Source organism: Streptomyces sp. NPDC015220, from assembly GCF_043079345.1.
In the GTDB taxonomy this organism is placed as follows: domain Bacteria; phylum Actinomycetota; class Actinomycetes; order Streptomycetales; family Streptomycetaceae; genus Streptomyces.
Window position 1 is genome coordinate 1 of sequence record NZ_JBIBUK010000038.1, and the last position, 11,496, is coordinate 11,496.

Here is an 11,496-nt window from a genome sequence, read left to right on the forward strand (position 1 = left end):
AAGCCATGATCCAGCTGGCCATGACCGACCTGATGGCCCGCCGCCTCACCGGCGAGAACACGATCTCCTGGCGCGTCCCGACATCCCAGGATCAAACACCTATTCCGGGATAAAACATCGGGAGAAAACGACCTCTAAGGCCGGCGGAGGGGCTCCGCTTCCTGGCGTCGGCCGACCGGTCCCCTGCGGCGCAGCCGTGGTCCGGGGCTTGGCGGAGGGGCGGCGGTCGACGGTCCGTGTTCTCGGGATACCGGCACGGAACGGCCCCGGCACCGCGCGCGCGGTGCCGGGGCCGGGAGCTGCCGAGGGGGCCTGGCGGAAGGGGAGGGGCATGGGGCGGCCCCGGTCGCCGGGCAGGTGACGGGGGCCGGGGCCTCGGGGGGTGGGCGTGGTCAGTGGGCGGGCTGGCCGATCAGGACGCGGCCGCCACGGACCAGCTCGTGCGTGCACTCCCCCTCGTCCGCCTCGGTGGCGTGGGTGAGCTGGGCGGTGTGCAGGCGGGCCAGGTCGGTCCAGAACCGGTACAGGTGCGGCTTGTCCGGGTGCGAGCGCTGGGGCTCGGGCACGCGCGCGAAGTAGCTGCCAGGCTTGACGGTGTTCGGGACCATCTCGGTTTCCAGCTCGACCCAGACGCGCCGGTGCTCAAGGTCGATGCCGAAGATCCGGTACACGGCGTAGACGCCCCAGTCGTCGGCGTGGTCGCGGCCCGACCCGATGGCATCCAAGACGGTCTGGTCGTGGCCCGGGGGGCCAGTCGGCGTGGGTGCAGTAGAGGGTGCAGGCGGGGGTGGCGGGCCGGTCGCCGACGGCGAGGCGCAGGTCGGGGCCCTGGCGGCCGCGGCAGCTGATCGGGGCTTTCGCGCACTTGAGGTGCTCGCGGGTCCGGTCCTCGCTGTTGCCCGTGCGGCCCCGGCCGGGGGTGGGGAGCAGGATGCGGTAGGCGAAGGCGCAGTTCCCGCAGTCGGCACCGGGGGCGCCGGTCAGGGGCTGGCGGCTGGCGGGGTGGATGCCGTGGGCCAGGAGAGCGCGGACGTTGGCATTGCCTGCCTCGGCGGGAATCTCCTGGTAGCGGGGCGCCCTGCGCGCCCCGACGGCCGGGACCTCCAAAGCGGCGGGAACGGCGGAGACGGGAACGGGAGCGGGGGCGGGAGCTGAGGTGGGGGCGGCTGGGATTCTCCTTCGAACGCGCTGACTACGTGCACGGGTTGGTCGGGTTGAGTGGCCGGACAGGGGCGGGGTGGTGGTCTCCGCCCCGCGTTCGGTCGGCTGACCGGACCGTGACGGGGCACGGGGCAAGCCCCGCAACGTCGCTGGGCGGCCGGCGGAACAGGGGTGGAACGGTCCGGGGAGACGGGTGGAGGTGATCCGCTGCTCCCCCGGCCGCTGACCGCACAGTGGCGGGGTGCGAGGCAAGCCGCGCAACAGGACCTTCCCGGGCCGGGGGTTGAACGGGGACGCCGGACGGAACACGGGGCGGCGGGCAGAGCGGGCAGCCAGGGAGGGGCGGCACGCAGCGGCCTGTGGTGCCGTATGGGATTGCTCAGCGTCGGCAGCCACCCTGGAAGGCGGCGGCGCAGCCGGGTGGGCGGGTGGAGCGGAGAACGTTACGACGACGATCTCCCGGTGCTCCTTACCCTCCCCCGGGCTCGTACAGGGCGGGCGTGGCGCCGGGAAACGTGTTCACGGATTCAGCGGCCCCGTCCGGCTGACCGCTGCCGGCGCGGCGGGCTGCGTCGGCGTGGAGCGCGGCGGCACGCCGCGCGGGACTCGGGTGAGGCGTCCTCGACTGTGCTGATCTGGTCGCCGGCCTTCAACTCCCGTGCCGGGGCGCGGGCACGCGCCCGATGCCCTGGAGGTGGGTGGTGGCGGAGGCTGCGTCGATGCTCTTGGCCGTGGGCTTGCGCTCCTCGGTGCGATGCGGTTGTGGGAAGGCGGCCGGGGGCGGGAGGTGGGCACCTGACCCGGCCGGTGGGCCGACCGTGCGCGGGCAGACGCCAAGGCCCGCAACCCGTCGGCTGAGGGGCGCCGGCGGGGACTTTATCTGCTTCCGCGCCCGCATCGTGGGCGGCCGGCTGCGGACGAGCAGCGAGAGCAAGGAAGTGGCGTTCGTCGACCCGAGCAAGCTGGACGAGCTGGGCATCCACCCGTCGATGCGGATGCGGATCGAGCACGGGTTGGCCGACCGGGCCGAGCCCTATATCGGCTGAGACTTTGCTCAGCGGTCGCCCGGCAGATGCCGGCGCAGCAACCGGATCGCGGGGGCGTGGTCGTAGCGCTCGGCTGCCTGAAGCGGCGTCTCACCAGTGGCATCCGGGAGTTCCGGGTCTGCACCGTACGCGAGGAGGACTGCCGTCGTTGCCACCATGAGGGGTTCACCGCTCTGCAGCGCGACGTCACCTTCCGTTTCAATGGCGTGCGTCAGCGGAGTAGCACCGTTGCCCTCGTCAGGGTCTGCGCCGGCATCGAGCAGCCGAGCCAGCAGTTCCACGTCCTGGTGTTCCACCGCGAACAGGGTCGGAGGCCACCAGCCGCTTCTGTCGATGATCGCCCGTTTGCTCGGCGGTAGTGACGTGAAGGCCGTGATCCGTCGCTGGGTGCGCTGCACCGCGGCGCCGAGGGAGGGGCGCGCCTTGCTGATCGCGTTGTGCACTTCGCTGCCCGGTGCGTAGCGGACCAGGATCTCGTCGATCCGGACGTCGAAGTCGAAGGACTGCCCGGCGGGGCCGGTCGTCATGTCGGCGAAGGTCAGCGCGTCGAGGACCGGGGAGTCCTCCCGCTCGTAGACGGCCAGCTCCGCTGACAGCCCGCGCTGCTCTGCCTCGTACACGGCACCGGAGCGGTGGGCGACCAGCCGCACCAGCCGCGCCGGCGCACCCAGTGCTTCCCGGTGGCGGGCGCCATCGAGGGGAGGGAACCCGGTGTCCCGCAGCTCGGGGGCGTAACCGATGTCATGCAGCCACGCCGCGGCGACGAGGAGATCCCGGTCGGCCTGAGACACAGCCGCAGCAGCCTCTTGTGCCCGGGCGGCGACCGCCTGGGTGTGCAGCCAGCGGTTCCCGAGCTGAGGAAGCAGGGACTCGGCGAGTTCGGCCGCTCCTTGAGGCGTGTCCAGCGCAGACGGCATGCATGGAACGGTAGCCGAGACGAGCTGTGAGCCGACAGGGCCACGATCGAGCGATGCCGATCATGTGTTGAGTCTCAGCTGGCATCACGTCCTCGCTCAGGTGGGCGGTGACGACTTGGTGGGTATAGCCGCGGCCGAGCTGGACGCGTTGTCCGGCGGCCATGAAGCCGCCGACGCTGCTGACCGTCCGCTCGGCGATCTGGTCGGCGGGCGGAGGCAGCAGAGGTGACGGCCCGGCCGGACGAGCACCTTTCAGGCGATCGCAGGCCGGAGGCGGCAGAGGGCTGGGCAGGGTGGCCTGCAGAGCACGCTGCTCGTCCAGGACCTGCAGCACTCTGCCGTCGAGCCGGAGGGTGACCCGCTGCCAGCCGACCAGGACCTTGTCACCCCCCAGGCCGACGTAGTCGGCCGCGACTTAGCAGCGTCGTAGCTCCGCACCAGCCTCACGCCCCGAAGACCACTTGGAGAAGACGCCGATGAGCCCCAGTCCGGGAAGCGCGGCGACTGCCAGGCAGAACCAGGAGGCCGCCTTCGCGAACCGCGTTCCGTGCTCACGCAGGACCGCGAAAGCTATCAACGTGACGCCGACCACGACAACGGAGCAGAAAAGCGCGGCCATGGTTCACCTCCCGAGTCCGCGAGACTCTACCCCGGTGATACCTGCGCGTGCGCACCCGCCGAACACGCAAGGCGCGGGACCTTCTCGGAGTGCCGACCCGGCGGCGGTGCGTGGCCGGCAAGCGGGCGAGGAACTCGACGGTAGGGCGTGGGACGTCGATGGCGGCGTAGGGGACCACGGTGGAACCTCTGGGGCGGCGGACGATCGTGCGTGAAGGGGCCCGTCTTACCAGCCCGGCATCGTGCTCGCGTGGTCGGGCCGCAGGGAGCTGTCGTATGGCTGATCTACGCTTTTTGACCGTGACCACCACCTTGATGACGTATACCGGTCCGGTCGATGACCATGCGCTGGTGACACGCACCGGCGGCGTGCCGCTGGTGCCGGCCGGGTTCACCTGGCCGCGGTGCGCGGCGTGCTCGGGGTCGATGCAGTTCCTCGCGCAGCTGCTGGTGAACGCCCCCGGCGGCCGGGGGTCTGAGGCAGCGGCGGTGGCCGAGTGCGTCCTGTCGGTCTTCATGTGCCAGAACGAACCGGGGCTGTGCGACGAGTGGGATCCGGTCGCGGGCGGCAACCGGGCGCTGCTGTTGCCTCGCGCCGGACTCACGCCCGCTTTGGTGCCGGCGGAAGACGAGACCCTGCTGTCAGAGACGTGCGGGATCGACTGCACGGCGACCGACGCGGTTCCCTACCTCGAGGCACGCAGTAACTGGTCGCAGGCTTACGGCCGTCCCTTGCGGGACGTCCTCGGCCAGCTGGGCGGCGTTCCATCGTGGCTGCAGGACGACGAGACGCCGGCATGCCCGTCGTGCGCGCGGCCGATGAGCTTCATGGCCCAGCTCGAGGAGGGACGCGACCACCGGACAGCGATGAACTTCGGTGGAGGCGGCTGCGGATACGCCTTCGCATGCGCGCCATGCAAGGAAGCCTCGTTCCTGTGGCAGTGCTGACCGGCCATCCGCTGAGAAGCCATCAGAGGGTATGCCGTCGTCTACCTCTGCCCGCTCGGTCGACGCGGACCGTGGCCCGGCAGTCGGCAAGCCCAGCAACCACCGCTCAAACGTGGGCAGAAACACGAAGCATGCGGTGACCCGGCGGGACGTACGGCGACCCCGGGACCTGGGGGGAGGTCGGCGGTAGCGGGAGCCGGGGCGTCGGCGGTGCTGTCGGGCGCGCCGTTGGGGGTGGCTGTTGTCGTCTCTGAACTGGGGTCGGCGTCGGACGTCGAGGTCATGATGTGGCGGGGCTGGGAAGGGTGGAATCCCGGTCGTAGACGGCGTTGAGGACCGAGGGCGGGTAGAGCCACGGTTCGTGCTCGGGGTAGGTGACGCGGGCGTTGAGGGCCCTGTTCCGTGACCGACCGGGCGCCTCTACGAAGTCATGCCAGCACTGGTCACGGCGTCACCCTGTTCCTCAGCCCACTCTGTGCAGGGCTGGATAAGACCCGTGACATCCTGTCACGGTGCGATTGAGCGATCATGCGAACAGTGTTGACCTTCGCCCGCTCCGCTATCAGTTTCCCGCAGTCACGGGCGACTCTCACGACGACAACTGGCTGGTCATCGGTGGTTCCGTCACAACTCCCGCAGGCAACTGGTCCTTTGCCGATCCCTGCTTGCTGATCGATGAAGCATGTGAGGTGTCCGCCTGGCTGCGCGCGGTAGCAGCGGGGGCGGTGGCTGTGACCAGACCTGATGCCGACGGCGAGTTGTCCGCGGACACGTGGTTCGTCGAGCCAGTCCTGGCGTTCAGCCTCGCCGACCGGAACGAGACCAGGGTGTTGCTTCGCGTTCACCTGTCTTTGGAGGGGGCGCCCCCGTGGCAGCAGCGTAATGACGGAACGGACCTCTACCAGTACGTCGTAGAAGTGCAGCTGGATACGGCTGCACTCCTTCACGCAGCTGACCAGTGGGATCTCGCGTTGGCGTCTTTCCCGACCCGCTGACCGCCCCCTTCTCCCCGGATGCGGTCCACTGGCTGCGCAGCACACGCTAAGAAGGTTGTCTCACGTGGCAAGCTTCGCGAGCTTCTTGTAGCAGATCTGGGCGGCGGCCAGGCCGAGGAAGGCGAGGAAGTGCGAGCCCTTCCGTTCGTATCGGACGGTGAGGCGGCGGTAGCCGAAGAGCCAGGCGATCGACCGCTCGATCTTCCAGCGGTGCCGACCGAGGCGTTCGCCGGACTCGATGCCGGGCCGCGCGATGCGTGCGACGAGCCCGCGCCCGCGCAGCCAGGCCAGTGTGCGGCGGAGAAGTACGCCTTGTCCGCGCGGAGTTTGACGGGTCGGCGCCGCCGTGGTCCCCGGCGGGACCGGACGGCGGGTATGCCGCGGATGAGCGGCTTGAGGGCGAGGCTGTCGTGCATGTCGGCGCCGGACACGGCGACGGCGAGCGGGATGCCCTGGGCATCGGGCAGCACGTGCAGTTTGCTGCCCTTCTTGCCTCGATCGACCGGGTTCGGCCCGGTCAGCGATCCCCCTTTTGGCGCGAACGGAGGCCGCGTCGACGATCGCTGAGGTCCAGTCCACCTCGCCCCGGCCCCGAGTTCGTCCAGCGCCGCCCGGTGCAGCCGACGCCACAGGCCGGCCTCGGTCCATACCGTGAAGCGGCGATGCGCGGTGGCGTGCGACGTGCCGAATGCCGGCGGCAGATGCCGCCAGGCACAGCCGCTGGTGAGCACGTACACCACTGCCGTGAACACGGCCCGATCGTCACACGGAGCCGTCCCACCACCTTGCGGACGAGCAGCGAACGATGGCAGCAACGGGGCGGCCAGTTTCCAGAGTTCATCAGGAACCCGACGCTTCGATAGATCAGCACCCACGACCGGCATCATGCCGCACGCACATCAAGTCACGTGAGACAACCGCTACGCCTTGATTGGTGCGGCCGACCTGGCGGCCTGCTCGATCTTCGCGCAGTAGGCTGCACGGGCTTCCTCGTCGATCTGCTTCTCGTGTTCGGCGCGCAGCCCGGTCCGGCCGTCGAGGCCCTCGCGCAGGATATCGGCGTGCCCGGCATGCCGGATGGACTCGCCGAGGACATGGACCATGACGGCGAACAGGTTCGTGTCGGCATAAGGCTCCGGCCACCACGGCACCTGACCGGGGGCGTCGAGGGGAAGCTCGTTGATCGTCGCGTCCGAGTGGTCCCACGTGCGCCGGTAGAACCCGATGATCTGATCGCGGGACTCGTCCTCGGTCGCCCACAGATCGCTGCCGTTGGAGTCCTGCCACCGGGGCAGCGGTTCCGGGGAAGGGCGGTCGAAGACCTCGCCGAAGTACCTGGCCTCGACACTGGCCACGTGTTTGACCAGGCCGAGGAGGTTGGTCCCGGTCGCTGTCAACGGTCGGCGGGCGTCGTATTCGGACAAGCCATCGAGTTTCCAGAGCAGCGCGTTGCGGTCCCGCCGCAGTCTCCCGTGCAGGTTGTCTTTCGCGAATTCATCGATCATGCGGCATGAGCCTGCCATGGGCTGCTTGTGGTCTCAAGATCCCGTAATGGTCCGCAACGACTGGCAGAGCTGAGGCCTGGCCATGGCCGCCGCCCTGACCTGCTACAAGAAGCTCGCGAAGCTTGCCACGTGAGACAACCTCTTACACGTCAGTGATGATCACGTGTTGCGATGTCCGCAGGAAAGCGCCGAGTACAGGAGCTCACAACCGGGGCTACTGGACGAGGACGTCATCGTCTGCGCCGCGCTCTGTGCACGAGCAGGACGGTCAGAGGGCCGACTACGACACCGATGATGACGCCCACCAGAACGACGGTCATCACACTCATCTCTGCACCTTCGCTTCTGGTCAGGTTTTACTTCATTGTCTGGTTCACCGATGTTGGCGTCGTAGTAGCGGGCCTGGAGGTGGCAGAGGCCAGTGGGGTCCTGGTAGTTGCCGGCGGCGGTAGGGCTGGTCGACCGGCTCGCTGGACTGGGCCAGGAGGCGGACGCGGCGGGGGGCTGTAGGTTTAGGTGTCGACCTTGTTGCCGTCCACGTCGACCAGGCCGATCACCGAGCCGATCGCGTCGGTGAGGTAGTAGTAGCTCTTGCCCCCGGTCGTCATGGAGTTCAACGTACCCCCGGGCTCCCGGTTGAAGTCCATGTCCACACCCGCAGTGGACTTGGCGGACAGGCCGAGCGGGCCGTTGTGGAAGAGCGCGTGTCACCGAGTTTGATGCGTTCGCTCTGGTCGGTGGAGCCGTACTGCCCGGCGTAGGGCGGAGCGATGCCGGTGCGCGTGACCCTGGCCGTGTTCGGGCTCGTTGGGCCAGAATGCGAACCTCGATCACAACCCTGATGCTCGCTGGGGCGCTCGCCGGCATCGTCGTCCTGCCCGCAGCCCCGTCGGCGTCCGCTGCGGCGGATGCTGTGCAGGGGCCCGCGTGTGGGGAGTACGAGCTGACGGACGATGACGTGTGCCTCATGGCCGGGCGAGGCCGGCAGGTCAACGGCTGGAGGGTGACGGTCAACCTCGCGGGAGGACACCGGGGACGGCTCCCCCGAGGTGACGTGGGCCGAGCCCGTGACCGACTCGCACTCCAACGGTTCCCGCAGGCAACGCCTGAGAAGCATCCTCCCCGAGAAATACGAAAGGCAAGGAGGGCACTCTCCTTGCCATGCTCAATTTATAACACAGTGGGGGGCTTGCCACAAGGCCCCCGTCAGGGCGGAGAATCGGCGGCCAATACCCGACAACCTGCGGAAATGAGGGGCGCGACGTGTGCGTGCGGCGGTCGACGTGTGGCGGGAGCGGCGGTGCGGTGGTTCCGGGAGGCGGCGCGATGAACGAGCAGTACGTGACGGACCTCGCAGAGGTCGCCAGGAGCCAGGTCGCGGTCGTAGGCGGCAAGGCGGCGCACCTGGGTGAGCTGTCACGGATCGAGGGAATCCGGGTGCCGGCCGGCTTCTGTGTGACGACGGACGCCTTCCGGCGGGTCGTGGCGCACGTGCCGTCGATCGACGAGCAGCTCGACGAGTTGGCGCGGGTCGATCCGGACGACCGGGAGGTGATCCGCACGCTCGGCGCGCGGCTCCGTCGTGCAGTCGAGGGAGCCGCCGTCCCGGGCGACGTCGCGGAGGCGATCACTCGCGCCCTCGCACGGTTCGGCGAGCAGGCCGCCTACGCCGTCCGCTCCAGCGCGACGGCGGAGGACCTGCCGACGGCCTCCTTCGCCGGCCAGCAGGACACCTACCTGAACGTCGTAGGGCCGGCGGCGGTCCTGGAGCACGTGAGCCGGTGCTGGGCCTCACTGTTCACCGAACGGGCCATCACCTACCGGCTCAGGAGAGGCATCGACCACCGCACCGTCCGTATGGCCGTGGTCGTGCAGCGGATGGTCTTCCCGGAGGCGTCCGGCATCCTGTTCACGGCCGACCCCGTCACGGGCCACCGGAAGACCGCCACCGTGGACGCCGGTTTCGGCCTCGGCGAGGCACTGGTCTCCGGACTGATGGTCCCGGACGAGTTCAAGGTCCGGGACGGTGAAATCGTCGACAAGACGATCGTCACCAAACAGCGCGCCGTCCACGCCCTGCCGACCGGCGGCACGCGGGACGTCGCCGTCGACGCACGGCAGCAGGGACAGCCTGCGCTGGCGGACGCTCAGGTCGTGCGGCTCGCACGGCTCGGGCGGCGGATCGAAGCACACTTCGGCCGTCCCCAGGACATCGAGTGGTGCCTGGCCGGCGACGACTTCCACATCGTGCAGAGCCGACCCATCACCACGCTGTTCCCCGTCCCCGAGGCCGACGACCAGGACAACCACGTCTACGTCTCCGTCGGGCACCAGCAGATGATGACCGACGCCATGAAGCCCCTCGGCCTCTCACTGTGGCGGATGACGGCCATGGTCCCGATGCAGGAGGCCGGCGGGCGGCTGTTCGTGGACATCACCCCGCGCCTGGCCGCACCCACGAGCCGCGCCGCCCTCCTGGACATGATGGGGCGAGGTGACCCGCTGATCACGGACGCACTGCAAACGCTCCTCGACCGCGACGACTTCATCCCGTCGCTCCCCGACACGGGGCCCGCCGGGCCACCGCCCGGCGGCGCTCGCGCCCCGATCGACACCGATGCGGCCCTCGTCACCGAACTGGTCGAGCGCAGCGAGGCGTCCGTCGCCGCGCTGGAGCGCGACATCCGCATGAAGAGCGGACCGGAGCTGTTCGACTTCCTGCTGGTGGCCTTCGAGGACCACAAACGCGTCCTCGGTGATCCGCTGAGCATCCAGGTGATCACGGCGGGCATGGAGGCCACCTGGTGGCTCAACGACCACTTGCGGGGCTGGCTGGGGGAGAAGAACGCGGCCGACACGCTCACGCTGTCTGCCCCTGGCAACATCACCTCGGAGATGGGACTGGCGCTGATGGACGTCGCGGACGCCGTCCGCCCGCATCCGGAGGTGGTGGCGTTCCTGCAAGCCGTCGATGACGAAGACTTCCTCGATGACCTGGCCAAACTCCCGGGCGGTCCCGAGGCGCGCGATGCCATCGAGGCCTACCTCCTCCGCTACGGGATGCGCTGCGTCGGCGAGATCGACATCACGCGACCGCGCTGGCGGGAACAGCCTGCCGCCCTCGTGCCCGCGATCCTCGACAACGTCCGCAACTTCCCGCCGGGTGCCGCCGCACGACGTTTCGAGGAAGGCAGGCGGAAGGCGCTGCGGAAGGAACAGGACGTGCTGTCCCGCCTGCGGGCCTTGCCGGGCGGGGAGCGGAAGGCCGACGAGACCAAGCGGATGATCGACCGGGTGCGCACCTTCATCGGGTACCGGGAGTACCCGAAGTACGGCATCGTCAGCCGCTACTTCGTCTACAAGCGGGCCCTGCTCGCCGAGGCCGAACGCCTCGTGCGGGCCGGCGTACTCGCCGAGAAGGAGGACTCCTTCTACCTCACCTTCCAGGAACTGCACGAGGCCGCGCGCTCGCACCGGGTGGACGCCGAGCTGATCCGGCGGCGCAAGGACGCGTTCGGCGCGTACCAGGCGCTGACACCGCCCCGGGTGCTCACCTCGGACGGCGAAGCCGTCACCGGAGCGTACCGACGCGACGACGCACCGCCCGGCGCCCTGCTGGGCCTGCCGGTCTCCGCCGGGACCGTCGAAGGGCGGGCCCGCGTGATCCTGGACATGACACAGGCCGATCTCGAAGAGGGCGACATCCTGGTCACGGTCTATACCGACCCGAGCTGGTCGCCGCTGTTCGTCGGCATCGCGGGCCTGGTGACGGAGGTGGGCGGCCTGATGACCCATGGCGCGGTCATCGCTCGGGAGTACGGACTGCCGGCGGTCGTCGGCGTGGAAAAGGCCACCCTCTCCATCCAGGACGGCCAGCGGATCCGCGTCCACGGCACCGATGGCTACATCGAGCTGCTCTCCTGACCGACGGCGCCCTAGGAGGCCGCCCTCTGCCTGGCCGGCTCCTCGGTGATCTCCACCAGGGCGTCCCCCTCAGCCACACGCACACCTGGGACGCCTCGGCGCAGCGCTCGGCCGGCGCCTCCTCGCACACCGCCTCATCTCCGTCCCGCTTCCCCATGAGGCGGGCCGGCCTTCGACTCGGCCGTCCGGACCATGAAGTACCGCTCGTTCGTGAGCGCGGCCGAGAAGGCGTACGAACGCGCGGGTGGGACGAAGGAGCCGCAGGGGCCGGGCACGCCGACGGTGGAGGTCAACGACGTCCGCGTTCCGGCGTGCTGTTCGACAGCAGGGTCTCCGGCCGCCTGCTGACCGAGATCCGCCAGGCCCCGGACACGTGGAAAGA

Annotated in this window: 8 protein-coding genes and 3 pseudogenes; 4 read left to right on the plus strand and 7 right to left on the minus strand. The window is 69.5% G+C overall.

The window, feature by feature from the left end:
- Positions 1 to 392: 392 nt before the first annotated feature.
- Complete coding sequence (locus tag ACF061_RS37680; RefSeq protein ID WP_392271529.1) at positions 393 to 725, minus strand: hypothetical protein; 333 nt, start codon at positions 723 to 725, stop codon at positions 393 to 395.
- A gap of 1,314 nt (positions 726 to 2,039) precedes the next feature.
- Here ACF061_RS37680 and ACF061_RS37685 point away from each other — a divergent pair.
- A pseudogene (locus tag ACF061_RS37685) lies at positions 2,040 to 2,207 on the plus strand (NUDIX hydrolase); the annotation flags it as partial.
- A gap of 8 nt (positions 2,208 to 2,215) precedes the next feature.
- On the opposite strand, the gene ACF061_RS37690 reads toward ACF061_RS37685, so the two are convergent.
- The 3 genes and pseudogenes from ACF061_RS37690 to ACF061_RS37700 form a co-directional block, all read right to left on the minus strand.
- Positions 2,216 to 3,124 carry an HD domain-containing protein gene (locus ACF061_RS37690; RefSeq protein WP_392271530.1) on the minus strand — a complete coding sequence of 303 codons (909 nt, stop codon included), beginning with the start codon at positions 3,122 to 3,124 and terminating at the stop codon, positions 2,216 to 2,218.
- A gap of 82 nt (positions 3,125 to 3,206) precedes the next feature.
- Positions 3,207 to 3,536, minus strand: a pseudogene (locus ACF061_RS37695) (IS481 family transposase); the annotation flags it as partial.
- A gap of 3 nt (positions 3,537 to 3,539) precedes the next feature.
- The gene (locus tag ACF061_RS37700) at positions 3,540 to 3,743 is read right to left on the minus strand and encodes a hypothetical protein (protein WP_392271531.1); all 204 of its coding nucleotides are present in this window, start codon (positions 3,741 to 3,743) and stop codon (positions 3,540 to 3,542) included.
- Positions 3,744 to 4,018: 275 nt separating this feature from the next.
- Here ACF061_RS37700 and ACF061_RS37705 point away from each other — a divergent pair, with 275 nt between their 5' ends.
- Both ACF061_RS37705 and ACF061_RS37710 read left to right on the plus strand, forming a co-directional pair.
- A complete protein-coding gene (locus tag ACF061_RS37705) occupies positions 4,019 to 4,690 on the plus strand; it encodes a hypothetical protein (protein WP_392271532.1) in 672 nt (223 codons plus the stop codon).
- Between the two features lie 512 nt (positions 4,691 to 5,202).
- Entirely contained in the window at positions 5,203 to 5,685 is a 483-nt protein-coding gene (locus ACF061_RS37710; protein WP_392271533.1) for a hypothetical protein, read from the plus strand.
- On the opposite strand, the gene ACF061_RS37715 is transcribed toward ACF061_RS37710, so the two are convergent.
- The 3 genes and pseudogenes from ACF061_RS37715 to ACF061_RS37725 all read right to left on the minus strand — a co-directional run.
- A complete protein-coding gene (locus tag ACF061_RS37715) occupies positions 5,634 to 6,572 on the minus strand; it encodes an IS5 family transposase (protein WP_392271534.1) in 939 nt (312 codons plus the stop codon). The two genes, ACF061_RS37710 and ACF061_RS37715, sit on opposite strands and share 52 nt — an antisense overlap.
- A 33-nt stretch (positions 6,573 to 6,605) precedes the next feature.
- The gene (locus ACF061_RS37720; protein ID WP_392271535.1) at positions 6,606 to 7,190 is read right to left on the minus strand and encodes a DinB family protein; all 585 of its coding nucleotides are present in this window, start codon (positions 7,188 to 7,190) and stop codon (positions 6,606 to 6,608) included.
- A gap of 366 nt (positions 7,191 to 7,556) precedes the next feature.
- A pseudogene (locus tag ACF061_RS37725) lies at positions 7,557 to 7,950 on the minus strand (RHS repeat protein); the annotation flags it as partial.
- Positions 7,951 to 8,516: 566 nt separating this feature from the next.
- On the opposite strand from ACF061_RS37725, the gene rph reads away from it, so the two are divergent.
- Entirely contained in the window at positions 8,517 to 11,114 is a 2,598-nt protein-coding gene (gene rph, locus ACF061_RS37730) for a rifamycin-inactivating phosphotransferase (RefSeq protein WP_392271536.1), read from the plus strand.
- The last annotated feature ends 382 nt before the right edge of the window (positions 11,115 to 11,496 follow it).